The following is a 19781-nucleotide window of genomic DNA, read 5'->3' on the forward strand; positions in this document are numbered from 1 at the left end:
TGCCAGCTTATAAAGCCCATAAATGCCGGACAAGATCTCTCCAGAAATTGCAGAACGCATCCAACTGCTAGAAAAGAAGTTCAAAAACTCTGGGCAGGACATGCTTTCCTACCTTGACGGCCTTCTTTACGATCAATACATTACCTACTGGGATTACATAAGACTGGACACTTTGCTTAGTTTACAAGTGCCGTCCACGCCATTTCCAGATGAGATGATTTTCATAGGATATCATCAAATCACAGAACTGTACTTTAAACTCGTAATCCACGAGCAGCTTCAGGTAATCGAGCAGGAACAGCTTACGGGCACTTATTTTTTGGAAAAAATCAAGCGCATCAATCGGTACTTTAATGTGATGATCAACAGTTTTGAGGTCATGATCAAAGGTATGGAGCGCGAGCAGTTTCTTAAATTCAGGATGTCGTTGTTGCCAGCGAGTGGTTTCCAGAGCGCACAGTTCCGTATGATAGAGCTGTATGCAACAAATGTGGATCATCTGGTGCATTATGATGATAGAGTTCGCTTTCGCGAAAGCGAAACAACCACAAGCATTCCAGAATTATTCCAACATATTTACTGGAAAAAAGGCGGCATTGACAAAACCACCGGCGAAAAGACACTTACACTAAAACAGTTTGAGAAACGTTACACACCTAGGTTCCTTAGAATTGCAGAGCAGGTCAAACACAGCAATATCTACCAGCGATACCTACAACTTCCTGAATCTGAGAAATTACCAGAACTAAAGGAAGAATTACGTAAAATGGATCAAAACGTCAATATTAACTGGTTACTCATGCACATGGGAGCAGCCCACCGCTATCTGCGTAAGGAAAGCGGTACGGTTCAAGCTACAGGTGGCACCAACTGGAAGGAATTTCTACCGCCCAGTTTCCAGCGCATCTCATTTTTCCCTTCATTATGGTCTGATCAAGAGCATGCAGAATGGGGAAAACAATGGGTTGACCACACTTTTAATACCTCTACCATAGAATGAAGAAATTAATTGCCCTAGCAACTGCATGTCTATGTCTATTTTCATGTGAACAAGTAGATGAACATACAGACCTAGCAATTGCAGACCCTATTAAAATCGTACCCAAAGTTCTTTATGGATACGACCTCAATAATTACACGGTTGTAGAAGATACCGTAGAATCTGGAGATACCTTTAACGACCTTATTGCCTCGCATCTGGTTCAAGGTCAAAGTGCTTATGAAGCTGCCATGACCATGGATAGCGTTTATGAGTTGCGCAAGATTCAAGCTGGCAAACCCTTTAAGATCTTGAAGCGCAAAGATGCGGCGCGCACACCAGAAGCTTTTATTTATGAACCCAGTCGCCAGGATTTTGTCATTCTTAAATTGACTGATGGCATGCAAGCCATCAAGGATGAACATCCCGTAACCATTAGACGCAAGACGGCTACTGGTGTTGTGAATTCCACATTGTCTGAAGCTATGGAAGAAGAAGGCCTAGGAATGAGTGCTATCTGGGAATTGAGCGACATTTATAAATGGACGATTGACTTTTTTAAGTTACAACAAGGTGATCGATTCAAAATGATCTATCAAGAGCGTTATATCAACGACACAATTTATGATGGAATTGAAGCCATTGACGTTGCCATTTTTGAGACGCGTGGCAAGCCGTATTATGCGTTTAATTATGTAACAGATTCTATAAAAGGAGTTCGCGACTACTATGATGATGAAGGTAAAACACTGCGCAATTTCTTTTTAAAAGCTCCAGTGAATTATACCCGTATTTCTAGCCGTTATAGTGGCAACAGATTCCATCCCGTACAAAAGCGCTGGAAGGCACACTTAGGAACGGACTATGCTGCAGGCTATGGGACACCTATTGTTTCTACTGCAAATGGTGTGGTAACAAAATCTGGATACACGCGTGGTAATGGGAATTATGTCAAGATACGTCACAACAACACCTATGAGACACAGTACCTGCACATGACCAAAAGACTTGTTACAGTAGGACAACGCGTCGATCAAGGACAAACTATTGGTACCGTAGGTAGTACTGGCCTAGCGACTGGACCTCACGTGTGCTATAGATTTTGGGTAAATGGAAAACAAGTAGATCCATACCGCCAGAAATTGCCTAGCGCAGATCCATTGCCAAAAGATCAAATGGATGTTTACAAAAACTTCATTGAACCACTCAAAAAAGAAATTGACAGTCTATCCTATAAAGAAGAAGATTCCGTCTCATGAAAAATATCAACCCAACCACTACTACTTCTTGGGAAACCCTGAAAGAACACTATAAAAACCTCAAGGATTTTGACCTTAAGCAATCCTTTGTAAAAAACCCTAATCGGGTCGATAATTTCACGATCATCAACGATGATTTTTATGTAGACATGTCAAAAAACCTTTTGACCACCTCTACAAAAGATGTATTGACCCAACTGGCTAGGGAATGTGATCTGGAGAAAGCCATTGAGTCCTATTACAGCGATCAACCTATTAACGTTACAGAGTATCGTGAGGTTCTTCATACAGCTCTTAGAACGCCTCTAGACAAAGCAAATGATAAAATCAAAAGCTATGTAAAAGATGCGCTGGCCAGTAAGGAGAAAATGTTTGCGTATGTCAATGAGATCTTAGATGGCTCTCGTACCACCCATGATGGTCAACCATTTGACACAGTCGTTAATATAGGCATAGGTGGTAGCGACTTGGGGCCTATGATGGTTTATACCGCTTTAGAAGCCTACCACAATCAGGTAAAAGTCCATTTTGTCTCCAATGTGGACGGTGATCACGTAGAGGAAACGCTCAAAAAGATCAACCCTGAAACCACGTTGTTTATCATCGTATCTAAATCATTTACCACTCAAGAAACCTTGACCAATGCTACGACCCTGCGGGACTGGTTTTCAAAAGAGGTATCCACAGATGCTGTAGGCAAACATTTCATTGCAGTGAGCAGTAATGTAGAGCGCGCGATAGAATTTGGTGTGGAGAAAGAAAACATCTTCCCTATGTTTGACTGGGTAGGTGGTCGTTTTTCTTTATGGAGCACCGTTGGGATGTCCATCGCATTGGGAATAGGTACGGCCAACTTTCAGGCGCTATTAGACGGCGCTCACGAAATGGATGTTCACTTTAGAGATGCTAAGCTGGACGACAACATCCCAGTACAGTTAGCGCTGCTTACCATATGGTACAACAACTTTTTCAAGGCAGAAAGTGAGGTCATCATTCCTTACACACAGTATCTGCAACAACTGCCTGCCTATTTGCAACAAGCGATCATGGAAAGTAATGGGAAGAGCATCGATAGAGATGGAAAACCCATTGATTACCAAACAGGAAATCTTATTTGGGGAGCACCTGGAACCAATTCCCAACATGCTTTTTTTCAATTGATTCACCAGGGAACTAAACTTATTCCAGCTCATTTTATCGCTTTCGCGAAAGCGAAATACAATCATCCTGATCACCATCAAAAACTCATGGCAAATTTCTTTGCACAGACCGAGGCGCTTATGAACGGCATGTCCATGGATCAAGTGAAAGAAGATTTAGAGAAAAGTAAATTGACTGAAAAAGAGCAGAAGTTACTGGCTCCTTTTAAAGTTTTTGAAGGTAATAAGCCTACCACCACTATTTTAATCGATGAACTGACTCCAAAAAGTCTAGGCAAGCTCATCGCGATGTACGAACACAAAATTTTCACGGAAGGTGTGATCTGGAACATCTACAGTTACGATCAATGGGGTGTCCAACTAGGTAAAGTTCTTGCAGATAGGATAAACGACGACCTAAAGTCCAAAAAGTTTAATGGACATGACGCCTCAACCACTGCGCTTCTTAAGCGCTTTGACTCTAAATTAGGGTAACTCAAAGTTTATCAACACGTTAAGGTTCATAAAAAAACGAATACTTAATGTTATCTTAATGTTGGAAATGTTTTAAACGGATTACTTTTGCCGCATCTAAACTAAAACGTTTCAATAATGAACAAATCTTTACAGATTTTCCTATTTCTAGGAATTATTTTAAGCTCGATGGCCTCGATGGGACAAGGTGTTACAACATCTTCCATAAATGGTCGTGTTCTTGAAGGAGAAGACCAACCTCTTTTAGGAGCAACAATTGTTGCAGTTCACACGCCTACAGGTACAAAGTACGGTTCTGTAACAGACATTGAAGGTTACTACCGTATCAACAACATGCGTGTAGGAGGTCCTTATGACATCACAATTACCTATGTAGGTAAGCAGGATCTTGCTCTAAACAATATCTTCCTACAGTTAGGAGAATCAGAGCAAATCAACGCTACCCTAGCTGAGTCTACCAACGCTCTTGACGAGATCGTTATACAGGCGCAGCGCAACGGTATCTTTGACAGTGGTAAAACAGGTCCTGAAACAAACATCTCAACTCGTGAGATCAATACATTACCTACTACCACTCGTAACATCTCTGACTTGTTGAGAAAAACTCCACAAGCTGATGTTAGTGAAGGTGGTGCCATAACTCTAGCTGGACAAAACAACAGATATAACTCTTTTTATATCGATGGTACAGTACAAAATGATGCTTTTGGTTTATCCGGAACAGGAACGAATGGAGGACAAGTAGGTGTCAACCCTATTTCCTTGGATGCTATCGAATCTTTCTCGGTAAATCTTGCTCCATTTGACGTACGTCAATCTGGTTTCGCTGGTGGTACGATAAACGCAATTACTCGTTCAGGTACTAACGAATGGTCTGGATCTGCTTACGGTTATTACCGTAATGAAGATCTTGCAGGAAAAACTCCAGGAGGATTTGATCTTGATGAGCGTGAAAAGTTAGACGAATTCACAGCTACTTTGATTGGTGCCAGAATTGGTGGTCCAATCATTGAAAACAAACTTTTCTTTTTCTTGAATTATGAGAGACAAGATGAAGAAACCCCTAGGTTTTTCAACTTTGATGATTACCAAGGAAACGCTTCTTTAGCAGATATCCAAGCTCTACGTCAGGGCTTGATCGATACATACGGTTATAATCCAGGGACTTTTGGGAATAGCACAGAGACTTTGACATCTGATAAATTTACTATACGTCTTGATTATAATCTGGATGACAAAAACACTTTTACATTAAAGCATAACTACGTAAATGCGGAAAACTCAAGTCCGAGCTTAAGCAGTCCACGTAGTATTAACTTTAGCAACGCAGGTGTCTTCTTCCCGTCAGAAACTAATTCTTCAACACTTGAATGGAGAACCACCAATGGCTCAAATCTGTCTAATAATTTGGTTATAGGTTATACCACTGTAAATGATAACCGTGATCCACTTGGTAATCCATTTCCACGTGTTTCAATAGGCGATGGTCCTGGCGGAATCAATTTAGGTTCAGAAGCATTCTCAACAGGTAATATTCTTGAACAGGAAGTATTTACTGTTACCAATAATTTTGAGATCCAATCAGGAGCTCACAATATTACCGTGGGAGCTAACTTTGAAAACTTCGATGTAAGAAACGTATTTGTTCGTGAAAATTTTGGAAGTTATAACTTCAGCAGTCTAGCAGATTTCACCACTTATCTCGATGGTATACCAGGAAACGAAGCTAACGCAAGATTTTATGACTACAGTTATTCTTTGCTAGATCCAATAGGAACTTCTGGTGACAATATTCAGGCAGCCGCAGCAGCTTTCAATTATTCTCAAATAGGAGTTTACGCTCAGGATGCATGGAACTTGACTAACAACTTCCGTTTAACTTATGGAGTTCGTTTTGACGTACCATTCTTCTCTGACGGAACGGTAAATGAAGACTTCAACAACAATGCCGTTACAGTACTTGAAGCTGCTGGCAAGGACCTTCAAGGTGCTAGAGTTGGCAAGCCTATCAAGAGTCAGATTCATGTGGCTCCACGTCTAGGATTTAACTGGGACGTAAACGGTGATAATTCAACTCAAATACGAGGTGGTTTAGGTGTATTTACTTCTAGAATCCCATTAGTATGGCCTGGTGGGACATACAACAACAACGGTATTTCTGTAGGTGGTGTTGATGAAAGAAACTTCCCTGGAGGTGTTCAATTCTTAGCAGATCCTGCAAATCAACCTATTGGTAATGGTGCCGCTCCTGGTAGCGGACAGTTAGGTGGTCAAATTGATCTTTTTGCACCAGACTTTAAATTACCACAGGTGTTGAAATACAACATAGGTGTTGATCAAGAAATAGGAATTTGGGGGTTAATTGCTTCAGCAGATTTCCTTTATAATGATGTATTATCCAACGTTCAATACGAAAACATCAATATAGCTGAACCGATTGGGACTCTTAACGGCGCTGATAACCGTCCATTTTATAGTAGAAATAGAATTGTTGGAGATTATACAGCAATCTATCTGGGAACCAACACTGACAAAGGATATTCCTACAACGCGACATTTACATTGACTAAACCAGTACAAAATGGTTTTGGCGCTAGTGCTTCTTACACTTATGGTGATGGTAAAGAATTATTTGACAACACATCTTCACAAAACTCTAGTCAATGGAGAAACCTTGTCACAGTTAACGGTAAAAACCAAGCTAGCTTAACTAACTCTCAATTTGCCACAGGACACCGTATTACGGCAAGTGCAACCTATGAATTAAACTGGAATGAAAATATCCGCACTCAATTTGGATTGTTCTATACAGGTCAGAATGGTGCTCGTATCTCTTACATCTATGATCAAGAGAACACCTTATTGCTAGGTGATGACTCTAGAGATAACGCTTCTATCTATGTACCAGCTAATGCTAGTGAGATCAACCTTGTTCCTTTGGTATCAAACGGTCAAATCTTTACTCCAGCAGATCAGTATGCTGCTCTTGATGCTTTTATAGAGAATGACGAGTATTTAAGATCAAGAAGAGGTCAATATGCAGAGCGTAACGGTAGTCGTGCTTCCTGGAATCACTCCATTGACCTTAAAGTTCTTCAAGACTTCTCAATTTATACAGGTGCAAATAAAGACAAGAGAAACACTTTACAGCTTTCTGTTGACATCTTCAACGTAGCAAACCTAATAAATAAAGATTGGGGTGAAATCACACAGGTTCCTAACTTCAACGAAGTTGAGTTGATTAGAACTGAATCTGGTGGTCCAAACCCAACATTTACATTTGACCCTAGCATCAATAATAATAATGTTGAGCAAATAGATGATTTTGGTACCAGATCTTCAAGATGGCAAATGCAAATAGGTGCTAGATACATTTTCAACTAGTAACTATTTACAAATAAAGATTAGAACCCGATGCTCGCGCATCGGGTTCTTTGTTTTTGGACTATTTTTGTGACCACAAATATTTACTATGTACAACATTCTTAAAGCTGCTCACTCTGGATGGGCTTATTTACTTCTTATCGTTCTTTTCATCGCGACTGTTAATGCGCTTATAGGTTTGTTTGCTAAAAAGGATTTTGGCAATAAGGACTTTAGTCTAGCTCTTGTCGGGTTAATTGTTACGCACATTCAATTGCTCTTAGGACTTGCCTTATGGGCTTTATCGCCTTACAGCAGCGCGCTGTTTTCAAATCCGTCTGAAGTTATGGGAAATGATAATTTAAGGTTGCTCGCTGTGGAACATCCATTAATGGTGATTATTGCAGTTACACTATTGACTATAGGATATTCAAAGCACAAGAAGAAGATAGTTAGTCACGGCAAGTTTAAAATGCTTTCAATATTTTACACACTAGCATTCTTGGTAGTGCTAAGCAGACTTCCATGGGATCAGTGGATGTAGAAGATTTAACTACATGAAACAAAAGCGGCGGAATGTAATTCCGCCGCTTTTGTTTTTAATACGTTACTGTAATTGGAGTTCGCTTTCGCGCCTGCCTGTCGGCAGACAGGAAAGCGAAACAACCACTAACCTATTCCTGCTCCACCGTTGCAGTTTCTAACGGCAGCACGTCGTTCATGATCTTAAACGCCTTATCGACACTTGTGATGTGATCCATTTTTAGCAACAGTCTCAAACCAGACCTAGTTTGTTTTTCTTTCATGTGCATCTTACTGCCACGTTGGCTCATGGACTTTATCAAGAAATTGAAGGTCTCACTTTGATAAAACTTGCTGGTTTGATCTGCGATAAAATATCCTACAAACTTGCCTTGCTTCATGACGATTTTCTCAAGTCCCATACGACTCGCAATCCATTTGAGTTTAATGCTGGTGAGCAAATCTTCTGCTGGATCAGGCAACTCGCCAAAACGGTCTACCAACTCCTTTCTGAACGTATCAAGCCCAGCCTGATCCTCTATATCATTAAGCTTAGAATATAGTGCCAGTCGCTCTGTCACACTGTTGATGTAATCATCTGGGAACAAGAGTTCAAAATCAGTATCGATGGTAACATCACCAACGTGTTTCTTTTTAGTCGCATCAGTAGGGTACAAATCAGCAAACTCATTTTCCTTGAGTTCTTCTATGGCTTCACTGAGAATTTTTTGATAGGTATCAAATCCTATTTCATTGATAAAACCACTTTGCTCACCTCCTAAAATATCACCTGCACCGCGTATTTCAAGATCCTTCATCGCGATATTAAAACCACTACCCAGTTCTGAGAAACTCTCAATGGCTTGCATGCGCTTCCTGGCATCGTCTGTCATCATATCGTAAGGTGGAGTTATGAAGTAGCAAAATGCTTTCTTATTGCTACGACCTACTCTACCACGCATCTGGTGCAAGTCAGATAGTCCAAAATTATTGGCATTATTGATGAAAATGGTATTGGCATTAGGTACATCAAGTCCGCTTTCAATAATGGTGGTACTCACAAGTACATCAAACTCGCCATTCATAAATGCGAGCATCAATTCTTCCAACTTTTTACCATCCATTTGTCCATGACCTATGCCTACTCTTGCATCGGGTACTGATCGCTGGATCATTCCAGCAACTTCCTTAATATTTTCGATACGGTTGTGAACAAAAAACACCTGGCCGCCACGAGAAATCTCATAGCTAATCGCATCCCTAATGGTCGCTTCAGAAAAACGAACAATTTGCGTTTCTATGGGATGCCTGTTAGGTGGTGCGGTTTTGATCACACTCAAGTCACGAGCTGCCATTAGAGAGAACTGCAGGGTTCTAGGAATGGGCGTTGCCGTTAAGGTTAACGTATCTATGTTCTCTTTGAGTGTCTTGAGCTTGTCCTTTACGGCAACCCCAAATTTTTGTTCCTCATCAATAATCAACAATCCAATATCCTTGAATTTGACCGAGTTATTGACCAATTGGTGCGTACCTATAACAATGTCAATAGAGCCATCTGCAAGCCCATCCAGAACGGCGCGTCTTTCCTTTGCCGTACGGAATCGGTTTAGATAATCCACCTTCACAGGCATGTCTGCCAGACGTTCCTTAAAAGTCTTGGCATGTTGAAAGGCTAGAACCGTAGTAGGAACTAAAACAGCTACTTGCTTGCCATTAACAGCGGCTTTAAAAGCGGCACGTATGGCTACCTCAGTCTTGCCAAAGCCTACGTCACCACAAACAAGACGATCCATAGGGCGCTCACTTTCCATGTCATTTTTGACATCTTGCGTGGCCGTGCTTTGGTCTGGCGTGTCCTCATAGATAAAGCTGGCCTCAAGTTCATTTTGTAAGTAACCGTCAGGCGCATATTGAAAGCCTTTGTTGGCACGACGCTTAGCATATAGTTTAATCAAGTCAAACGCAATTTGCTTGACTCGTGTTTTTGTTTTGGCCTTGAGCTTTTTCCAGGCCGGACTTCCCAGTTTATAGATCTTAGGAGTTTTACCGTCCTTAGCGGAATAGCGCGTGATCTTATGCAGTGAATGGATGGAAACATACAAGATGTCTCGCTCGCCGTAAAACAGCTTGATTGCCTCTTGCATCTTACCGTTAACATCGATTTTTTGAAGCCCGCCAAATCTTCCTATTCCATGATCAATATGGGTCACATAATCACCTTTCTCGAGCGTGTTGAGCTCCTTGAGCGTGATGGCCTGCTTTTTAGCATAACCATTCTTCAACTGGAACTTGTGGTAGCGATCAAAAATCTCGTGGTCTGTGTAACACGCGATGCGCAAATCGTGATCCATAAAACCACGATACAGTGTCATGATAACCGTTTCATAGGCGACATTAGCGCCCATGTCGTCAAAAATATCCTTGAATCTTTTGGCCTGCTGTGCCGTGCTGCAAAACAGGTAGGTTTTATAACCGTCAGCTTCATTTTGCTTCAGGTTATCGATAAGCAACTCAAACTGTTTATTAAAGGATGGCTGCGGTACGGTTTTAAAAGTAATGTCTGGCTGATTTCCAGATAATTCCACTAGGTTGAATTCCGCGAGTTGCTCTTTTAGCAGTGCCGATTTGCTAAAAATATCTTCTGGTTCCAGCTGCTTAATTTCTCCTTGCAACTCGCTGTATGCTTGTTCCGCTTTCGCGAAAAGCGAATCTATCCTACCATACATCATCTCGACATTCCTCGCGATCACGACTGTCTTGGATGGAAGATATTTTAGAAAACTCTCTCTTTTTTCTGAGGACTGTTTGTTCTCGACATTAGGTATAATGGACAGCTTCTTAATTTGATCCTTGGACAATTGTGTCTCCACGTCAAAAATGCGGATGGAGTCGATCTCGTTTCCAAAGAACTCGATACGATAAGGCTCATCATTTGAAAATGAAAACACATCCAAAATACCACCACGCACCGAAAACTCTCCAGGTTCTGTCACAAAATCAACGCGCTTAAAGGCATATTCAAAAAGCACTTCATTAGCAAAATCGATGGAGATCTGGTCACCTACGCTTATTTTGAGCGTGTTGCGATCCAGCTCTTTTTTAGTCACCACCTTTTCAAAAAGAGCATCTGGATAGGTAACGATGACCGCTGGTTTTTTACGGGAATTGATGCGGTTGAGTACCTCAGCTCTCAATAGAATGTTAGCGTTGTCTGTTTTTTCTATTTGATAGGGCCTGCGATAACTGCCTGGATAGAAAAGCACGTGATCTTCACCTATCATTTTTTCCAGATCGTTCAAGTAATAGGCAGCTTCTTCCTTGTCATTGAGCACAAAAAGAAATGGCTTATCAGTGGACCCAAACATATTTGTGAGTACCATGGACAAGGCGCTTCCCATAAGTCCCTTGACCTCGCACCTACCGTTAGGTAATGATACATGATCCCTAAGTTTGAGGGATGGACTTGCGTTACTGTAAGATTCTAAAATTTGTGGATAAGACACTTGCAATGCAGTTAGCTGCAAAGATAGACTGCGACACTACCTGATCCCAAATATTGAGAATTCTTTCACAGCCTAAAGATCTTAACCACCTATTTTTAGAACATGAAAAAATATGATGTTTTTGTTTTAGGAACTGGTACAGCTGGCAAACTGGTTGCCAATAGATGTAAAAATGCAGGACTCAAGGTCGGCATCATAGATAATAGAGAATACGGTGGCACTTGTTCACAGCGAGGTTGTGATCCTAAGAAGTTATTGCTGGCCAGCAGTGAAGCCGTGGATTATGCCAGAAACATGCAAGGTGACGGCGTGGAAGGAGAAGTAAACATCAACTGGAGAGATGCCTACAATTACATACGACGATACACCCAAAACATCCCTGACAATACAGAATCTAGCCTGAAAGAAAACGGTATCGATTGCTATCACGGTGACGGTAGTTTTGTAGATGAAAAAACGTTTGTGTTTGACGATACCACCATAACAGCAAATTACTTTGTTATCGCTACAGGCATGCAACCTAGACCGCTAACCATTCCAGGTGCAGATCATCTTCTTACCAGTGAGGATTTCTTTAAAATGAAGGATGTTCCAGAAAAGATGGTTTTCATAGGTGGTGGTTATATAGGTATGGAATTTAGTCACATGATGGCCAGGGCTGGCGTCAAGGTGACCATCATTGAACAAGGCGACCAGATTTTATCACCCTTTGAAAAATTTGTGGCAGATTATTTAATGGAAGATTCTATCAAATTAGGTATCGACATTAAGTTGGAATCTACCTTATCATCTGTAGAAAAGAAAGATGGCAGGTTTGTGGTCCACTATGGAAATGAAGGTTCCATCCATCAAATCACTACAGATGTAGTATACAACACCACAGGTCGTGTACCGTCCACAAAATCTTTGCACCTTGATAAAGCTGGTGTGGTAACTGATCAAGGTAGTGTGGTCGTCAATGACTGTTTGCAAAGCACTACCAATGAGCGATTCTATGCTTGTGGAGATGTCACTAACATGAATCTACCTTTGACGCCGTTAAGCAACCTAGAAGGCGCCATCGCCGCAAAAAATATTATTGAAGGCAAGCATCCACTCGTTCCCGTAGACATTCCTAGCGTTGCTTTTACCATCCCGCAAGTGGCCAGCATAGGTTTGAACGAGGCGCAAGCCAAGAATCAAAATAAAAAGTTCAAAGTCCTTAAAGGCGATGCCAGCGGCTGGTTCAATACACGCCGTATGAATGCAGGCACTTATGCTTATAAGGTTTTGGTAGATGATGAAACAGGAATGGTTCTAGGTGCGCATATCGTTTCTCACGAGGCTGGAGAAACTATCAATCTATTTTCTGTCGCAATGAATCACGATATCACGTTCCAGCATTTGCAGCAAACGGTATTTACCTATCCCAGCTGGGCTAACGACCTCAAAAGTTTTTAAGCTTTACTGGCACGCCACTGCTGGAATTTTAGCATTGGATTGGTAGCTCTATTTTGATACCCATGAATCATGCAATTGATCGCTATCAATATAGCTGCGCCTAACGCTAGATAGGCAATATCATCCATGGTTCCCGTGTGTCTCACATAAATCGCCACCAGTGCCCAGACGGTAACTCCTGCAAATTCACGCATGTTTCGATACCAAACCATCAGTAAATTGATAATCGTTGCAACCACAATAATTCCTATCGTGGCAAGTACCTGTTGATTTTCTGGTATATCAAACATACCATTCAAATAACTCGCGACATTTGCAATAATTGCGACACTTATCCATCCAGAGTACAAGCATAAAGGCCACCATACAAAGGCGATAATTGGAAATGGCGCATCCCATAATTCCATGTCCAGCTGCTTGACGCAAAGCAGTAAACAAACCAGTATTCCTATCATACAAAGCACAGATGCTCCGATCATTTCTTCCAGCCACAAAGCGACCCAAACAGAACAAAATATATTGGCCGCTAGAAAATAAGGGAAAGTGGTGATCACAAAGTTGGTCCTATAGCTGCGAGGTTGTAGGGATTTCGCTTTCGCGAAAGCGGAATACACACCATATCCAGCAAACACCAATAGCATTAAGAAAATAAGACCCCAAATCGAAAAGGCATAGCTGGCTGGAGTAAACAGGTTATTGTACTCTGCACTTAGATCACCTACGGTTCTACCGTTGAAGTTTCCCGTGTTTGCGTAGCCATTCCATGCAATAAGAACGATAACGATGAAAAGGTTGAGTATGCTGATCAGACGTTTGTACATGGCTAGGTTTTGTGGGAATAAATATACAGTAGTTTTTAGGATAACTCTACCACTTCATTCTCCACACAAACGAAAATGCGATTGCCCTTTTGAGGTTTCATGGCATAGGTTCCCGTAAAATCCCCAAAAGCTGGTACTATCATACCATAATCTGTACAGAAAAAACAAGGCATTTTTAAACGTTGCCTACCTATTCCGGTCAATTTTACCGCAGGATGTATGTGCCCAGCAATGTTGAAGACGTTTTCCCTTTCTAAGGGATGATGGGTGAGCAGTACATCGCCCATTTGTAATTGCTGTACCGTTTTTATTCCCAGCATATTGAAATGATCGCTTGATATAAGGTCGTGGTTTCCCATGACCAGCGTGAGCTCAATACTTTGCATGCGGGACCATTGTTCAAAAAAATGCCACTCTGCATTTTGATAAGAGTGAAATAAGTCTCCTAAGAACCAAAGCCGTGAAGGCTTGAAATAATCGATCACAGCATTGAGTTTATCATATTCATTGTCATCTGCCTGCGATGGCACGGCCATTCCATGCTTTCTAAAATGGGCGCTTTTACCCAAATGAACATCTGCCAATAAAACAACATCCTGTTCCTGCCAGTAGCAGGCACCAGTGCTATGTAAATGAAAGGTCTGATTGTGAAGAGTTACTTGGAGACTATCACTCATTGTTCTAAAAAGAATAATTAAGAGCGAGAATCAAGTTGCGCCCGGCAGCCGCTATTCCAGAAGAGTACGTTCTATAGCGCTGGTCTGTGATATTTTCTAATGTCGCAATCGCGCTTAAGCTATCCGTAAACTGATATTGCGATCTTAGGTTGACCGTGTACCATGAAGGAGAAAACGGATTCCCATTCACATCACTGGCATATAGATAATCCCTATCCTGTTGGTCTGGTGCCAACTCGTCAAAATCAAACTGACCATTGAAAATAGTAAACGCGTCCAGCTTGAACTTGCCTTGATCATAAACCACGTGGGCATCACCAAAAGCTGGTGCCACATGTCTAACGGCAACCTCACTGCCATCTTCTTCTTCCTGCTTTCCATCCAGCCAGGTGTAGTGACCGTACAGCTTAAAATGATCTGATAATTTGTAATCGACACCTAATTCAATTCCGTAAATTTCAGAGCGTTCTGAATTTTGAATGGCTCGCACTTGGCTTAATTCTCCTTGATAGACAATCATGTCCTCACCATCGAGTGTAAAATCTCTGGGAACCAAAGCATCCTTTAAAATAGTGTAATAGCCAGCTACTTCTACCGTCAAATCATTGCCTATGCGTTTCTTGAGACCTAATTCTGCATTATAGGAATATTCAGATTCTAGGTCTGGATTGGGTACGATCACCGTGCCTGGACTAGGATCAAAAATCTTACCTACATCATCAATATTAGGCGCTCTAAAGGCTGTGCTTAAATTGGCTCGCAGTTCGAGACTAGGATCTGGCAGGTAAGTTGCGCCTATGCCACCAGTCAATGCACCAGTGTTGACCATGGCATCATCAAATGGGAAATTAAAAAAAGTATTGTCAAAGTCTGCATCTAGCCAGATGTGATTATATCGAGCGCCAGATTGTACGGTGAAATTAGAAGCAACTTTCCATTGATAGCTTACGTAAGCGGCGAGCGATTGCCATGTAGAACCGTCTGGATATCTGGTGGCTGCATCTGTTCTTTGTCTGGTCTCAATGTCAAAGACACTGCCTGTAGAACCGACTTTGTTATGAACATATTCTGCGCCATAAAACAAGATGTTATCCTCACGATTACGGCGCTCAAAATCAACAGAAGTGCTCCAGGCGTCGACTTGTTCGTCATTTTCAAAAAGATCAGGCGATTGAAAACTGCGGGCATTGCGACTCTCATCAAACCTTTGGAATGCCTGAGTAATGACCATTTTATCATACCAGGTACCACTACCGCGGTGCTGGGCTTTGGCATTGACCATAAACCACTTTTGAGGTCCATAATACCACTCTGCATTTCTTGGGTTTCCGCTTTCGCGAAAGCGATCTAAAGCATCATAGCGGCTGTAGTCTGACGTTGCTGTATAAATCAATCCTAGATCCAGTTTCCAATACAGACTAGGCTTGTAACTGAATTTTTGCAGCAGGTTGATCTGGTCATAACCCGTGGGCACCTGCACCTCAGGATCTTTATTTTCTATCACAACATCTTGACCGTTGCGACGTGCGGCATAACGTTCTCGCAAATAGTCATCAGGACCGTTGGACCCCATTTTTAAATCATCAAAAGAATTGATGCTAATGCTGGTGGCACTTGCAAAATTTGAAGTGCCGTAATTAAAATCTACGTGACCTGTCTTTTCATTGTTTGCGGTTGCAAAGCGTAAAATGCCGTTTCCTGTAAAGTCAGCAGCAGTTTCAGTATCTGAAAATTGAGGTGACAGCGTGAAGAAATTCATGACGCCACCTATAGCATCGCTACCATAAACAACACTGCCTGGCCCTAGAATCACCTCAGTCCGCTCCACGCTCAATGGATCTATGGAGATGATGTTTTGAAGATTACCGCCGCGAAAAATGGCCGTATTCATACGCACACCGTCAACCGTGAGTAGCAATCTGTTGGTAGAGAAGCCTCTTATCAATGGGCTGCCGCCACCTTGCTGGCTTTTTTGAACATACACTTGACCGGTTTGCTGTAACAAATCTGCACTGGTTTGTGGGTTTTGGAAGACGATCTCTTCCTTGCTAGCACTCACGACCGATTGTGGTATATCCTGTTGTCGTTGTTGGAATTTTGAAACCGAAAGAACCACGGCATTCATCGCTTCAGATCTAGGCTCCAGTTTTACCTTGTAGTCATTAGTAGACAGTTTTTCCTTTGTGGTTTTCAAAGTTTTGAAGGCGAAGGTTTGAAAGTAGATGCTTTCTGTTTCAGAAAACTTGTCAAGACTTGCAAAACCATCAATGTTAGTGATGATGGATTTTTGTTTGTCTTTATTATAAATCGCGACACTGGCAATAGGCTCACCAGAGGCGGCATCTAAAACTTGTATTTGCTGTGCGTTGAGCGTTGATGCTGTGACTATAAGAAGAAGAAGGAAAGTAAAAATTTTCACGAATCGAAAAGCTGTTTCAAGATGTCTAACGAGTTGGGTTTTTTAAAGCTGTGCAGGTGAATTTTAAAGTAATCCAGTACAAGATTAAGAAGCGCCGTACGTTGGTTTCGGTTGATTTTGATGGAATGGATAGCATCAAAATTTGTACCAATGAACAGCTTGAACAAAGAACTTTCTTCCTCATTTAAATGATGCGGTTGCATTCCATGATTGTCAAAGCTGCCGTCCAGCATATTAAAGTATGGAAAATCCATAGTCGATCGATCCATACCAAATCCCATTAACTCGGTCATATCCAGCAAGGTTTTGATCGTAAAGTTGGCCACATGATCGGTCTGATCCAGATACTCAAATATGGTACTTAGGTAATCAAACAGCTGCTCATCTGGCTGTTGTTCCGTCAACAATTGTGAGAGTACTTCTCCAAAAAAAAGGGCTACACAACTTTTTGCCACGTCAACCGGAATATTCACATAAGTATAGGCGGTTGAAGCTTCCTTGATATATTCCAAAGTTCCTTTTCCCTTATGTTGCGTCTGAATCTCCAGTTGCGTCAATGGCTGAAACAGAGAAACTCGCAGCTTTCCCTTACGGGATTTACGAATTCCTTTGAGCATATAACTTTGGGTTCCTAGCTTCTTGGTATAGATTCTCGCGATAAGATCTGCCTCACCATATTTGATGGTTGACAACACAATAGCTGGTGTGCGAACGATCATCTAGCGAATAATCATGATTTTGGAAACCGTAGTTTCCACATTATCATCAGTAGAAATGAGCAGCATATATACTCCAGAAGCAACGCGGTTGCCGTTAAAGCTCGTGGTATCCCACTGGACACTACCACCTTGTGATACGACTTCAAAAACAAGATTTCCTTCTATATCAGTGATCTTGATGCGTGCGCGATCAGTTAATCCATCTATGGTAACATTACCATCAAAACCAGGTTTTACAGGATTAGGAAATGCAAAGACATTTTCTAGATCCTCTGCTGGCTGGCTGGTGCGATCACCTTGAAATGCTACAATACCATTATCTGTTGCAAAATAGACGCGGCCCGTTGTATTATCAATAGCAATATCATTTACACCATTGGAAGGTAGCGGTGAGTTATCCTTAGTAAATTGAAAGATAGTTTCCTGGCCTGATGGTGAGAATAAAAACGCACCAGAGCTTGCAGTCGCAACCCATTTTCTATTATTCCCATCCACCTCAATATCTAGAATTGCCTCATCCTTAAGCAATTCCCGTGGGATTCCATTCTGATCCTCAATGATTATGGGTCTTGCATCTGGTGGGTTCTCAGACAATATGCTATTAGCATTAAAGAGTACACGCAATCCTCGATTACTACCTATCCACAATTGCTCGTTTAAATCTAGAGTCACCTCGCTCACGTAATTGCTCACAAGATTGCCTTCCTGAATATCTTCTCTAAGGTCACCAAATTTATTCTCCGCAGGATCAAAAGCAATAACACCAAAATCAATAGTGCCGAATATGATATTACCAGCATTAGTGATTGTCATTTTTGTCGCACCACCGGTTTCACTAATTGTAGGAACAAATTGAGAGACGTCGATGGCAGTCCATTGACCTGTTGGAGAACGACGATTGAGTGTCTCGTCGACAAGACTTGCAAGAACCCAAAGATTACCTTCTCTATCAAACCTGCTATCTGGAATACGTACAAAGTCGGTCGCTGGTGGCAATATGCTGGTCAAAGAACTGTTGTTAACTCCATACAATGTTTCTGCCATGCCGTCCACAAACTCCAATACACCATTGTGCATACTGTTGATATATACTTCATCTTGAATTTCTGGATGGATCGTGATGCTGGAAATACTATTGATGTTAAGTACCTCATCAAATGTAAAATTAGTCCATTCTTCTTCTACTAATCTACTAACACCAAACTGCTCTAACGGGAACGGGTTAAAAAACAAATTATAATCACCATAACCTACCCATAAGGTATTAGGCGCTGTGGTAAGTGAAAAAGCACGATTGCGTGATGGTCCATCTGCCACAATAAACTCGGCAGTTGAGAAATCTGCACGGTCCAATCGTACTAATCCGTTTGTAGTCGTTCCTATATAAATAGTATCTCCATTAGAATCTCCTGCGGTAAAGACATAGGCGTCACCATTAATATCTCTAACATCATTTAAGAGGTTCTCGTTGACATCAATGATTTGTAAAAAATTGGATCCAGTCACGGTGAGCTGGTTATTTGTCACTGTCGCGTCAACACTGCGTGATGGAAAACGGTATCCTGTAGAGACAAAAGAAGTCGCGGCAAACCTGAAGAGGGCACCTGCCGTGTCAATGGCATAAATCTGAGAATCCAGCGCTACAACCTCATCATAGGAACCCATGTTGGTTTGGGACCAATTGGTAAAGTCAATCAAAAAAGGGTCTGAAATATCAGCGCGACGTATACCGTCACCACTACTTGCGGCATATAGAAACCCATCAAAAATTTCAATGGACTTAATGCGCAATTGGGCGCCATTGTCACCTATGAAATAGGTGTCATTAAATTCCAATCGATCTAGATCGTAAATGGCGATGCCAAAATCTGTAGCGATATACAGCAACTGGTCATTTGCCTTAAATTCATTGATGCGTTTGCGGTCAGGATTGATGACCTGTTTATCTCTTATCGCAACTATATCCAGAACGACATCGTCTTGTACGATTTGCAATAAACCATCTTCATACCCTATGACCAATTGGTCATCGCTTTCTCGATAATAAATTTGCGAAATAGGGTCACCACTTAAACCATTTACCGTGGTGATCTTGGTGAACGTACGAGAAAGAATATCATAAACGAAAACCGCATTCTCACTCGCCGCATAAATACGTTCATCCGTTTGCTCAATATCTATGATGCGAGTAAAGGAGAAAAGTCCCGTCCATTGACTGCTAAAATCCTGTGAAGAAGCAAGGCTGGTAAACAGTAATAAAAACAGTAATCTAATTTTCATGATCTTATAACGTATAATTACTGGGCATCTGATAGGACGACAAAAATAGGTCGAATTTATTAGGACATATAAAACCTCTGAAATTCTCCAGAGGTTATGCTAATTCTCAAATTATATATTTCATTTACAACAAACGTTTGCTTTCATAATCTATGGTGATCCATT

Annotated in this window: 12 protein-coding genes; 6 read left to right on the forward strand and 6 right to left on the reverse strand. The window is 41.4% G+C overall.

From position 1 onward, the window contains the following. Nucleotides 1-22: 22 nt before the first annotated feature. The 5 genes from BST86_RS10650 (at nt 23) to BST86_RS10670 (ending at nt 7779) form a co-directional block, all read left to right on the forward strand. The gene (locus BST86_RS10650) at nt 23-1000 is read left to right on the forward strand and encodes a tryptophan 2,3-dioxygenase family protein (protein WP_105983227.1); all 978 of its coding nucleotides are present in this window, start codon (nt 23-25) and stop codon (nt 998-1000) included. After that, nucleotides 997-2238: a peptidoglycan DD-metalloendopeptidase family protein gene (locus tag BST86_RS10655; protein WP_105983228.1), complete on the forward strand. Its 1242-nt coding sequence runs from the start codon at nt 997-999 to the stop codon at nt 2236-2238. Before BST86_RS10650 ends, BST86_RS10655 begins: the two co-directional genes overlap by 4 nt. After that, nucleotides 2235-3872: a glucose-6-phosphate isomerase gene (gene pgi, locus BST86_RS10660; RefSeq protein WP_105983229.1), complete on the forward strand. Its 1638-nt coding sequence runs from the start codon at nt 2235-2237 to the stop codon at nt 3870-3872. The genes BST86_RS10655 and pgi overlap by 4 nt, the downstream gene beginning before the upstream one ends. 117 nt (nt 3873-3989) lie before the next feature. Beyond that, nucleotides 3990-7256 (forward strand): TonB-dependent receptor, encoded by a 3267-nt coding sequence (locus BST86_RS10665; protein ID WP_105983230.1) that lies wholly within the window; start codon nt 3990-3992, stop codon nt 7254-7256. 88 nt (nt 7257-7344) lie between these two features. After that, a complete protein-coding gene (locus BST86_RS10670; protein ID WP_105983231.1) occupies nt 7345-7779 on the forward strand; it encodes a hypothetical protein in 435 nt (144 codons plus the stop codon). Between the two features lie 130 nt (nt 7780-7909). Here the strand turns inward: BST86_RS10670 and mfd are convergent, their stop codons facing one another. Beyond that, on the reverse strand, nt 7910-11260 hold the full coding sequence (gene mfd, locus BST86_RS10675) for a transcription-repair coupling factor (protein WP_394340889.1): 3351 nt from the start codon (nt 11258-11260) through the stop codon (nt 7910-7912). 102 nt (nt 11261-11362) lie between these two features. On the opposite strand from mfd, the gene BST86_RS10680 reads away from it, so the two are divergent. Then, the gene (locus tag BST86_RS10680; protein ID WP_105983233.1) at nt 11363-12700 is read left to right on the forward strand and encodes a dihydrolipoyl dehydrogenase family protein; all 1338 of its coding nucleotides are present in this window, start codon (nt 11363-11365) and stop codon (nt 12698-12700) included. Here the strand turns inward: BST86_RS10680 and BST86_RS10685 are convergent. The 5 genes from BST86_RS10685 to porZ are packed head-to-tail and all read right to left on the reverse strand — an operon-like array spanning nt 12697 to nt 19616. Next, the gene (locus BST86_RS10685; RefSeq protein ID WP_105983234.1) at nt 12697-13521 is read right to left on the reverse strand and encodes a hypothetical protein; all 825 of its coding nucleotides are present in this window, start codon (nt 13519-13521) and stop codon (nt 12697-12699) included. The genes BST86_RS10680 and BST86_RS10685 overlap by 4 nt on opposite strands. A 35-nt stretch (nt 13522-13556) precedes the next feature. Next, nucleotides 13557-14198 (reverse strand): ligase-associated DNA damage response endonuclease PdeM, encoded by a 642-nt coding sequence (pdeM, locus tag BST86_RS10690; protein ID WP_105983235.1) that lies wholly within the window; start codon nt 14196-14198, stop codon nt 13557-13559. A gap of 4 nt (nt 14199-14202) precedes the next feature. Next, nucleotides 14203-16617: a TonB-dependent receptor gene (locus BST86_RS10695; RefSeq protein ID WP_105983236.1), complete on the reverse strand. Its 2415-nt coding sequence runs from the start codon at nt 16615-16617 to the stop codon at nt 14203-14205. Then, entirely contained in the window at nt 16614-17336 is a 723-nt protein-coding gene (recO, locus tag BST86_RS10700; protein ID WP_105983237.1) for a DNA repair protein RecO, read from the reverse strand. The genes BST86_RS10695 and recO overlap by 4 nt, the downstream gene beginning before the upstream one ends. After that, on the reverse strand, nt 17337-19616 hold the full coding sequence (gene porZ / locus BST86_RS10705) for a type IX secretion system anionic LPS delivery protein PorZ (protein WP_105983238.1): 2280 nt from the start codon (nt 19614-19616) through the stop codon (nt 17337-17339). Nucleotides 19617-19781 lie beyond the last annotated feature (165 nt).

Source organism: Nonlabens agnitus (assembly GCF_002994045.1).
Taxonomy (GTDB): Bacteria; Bacteroidota; Bacteroidia; order Flavobacteriales; family Flavobacteriaceae; genus Nonlabens; species Nonlabens agnitus.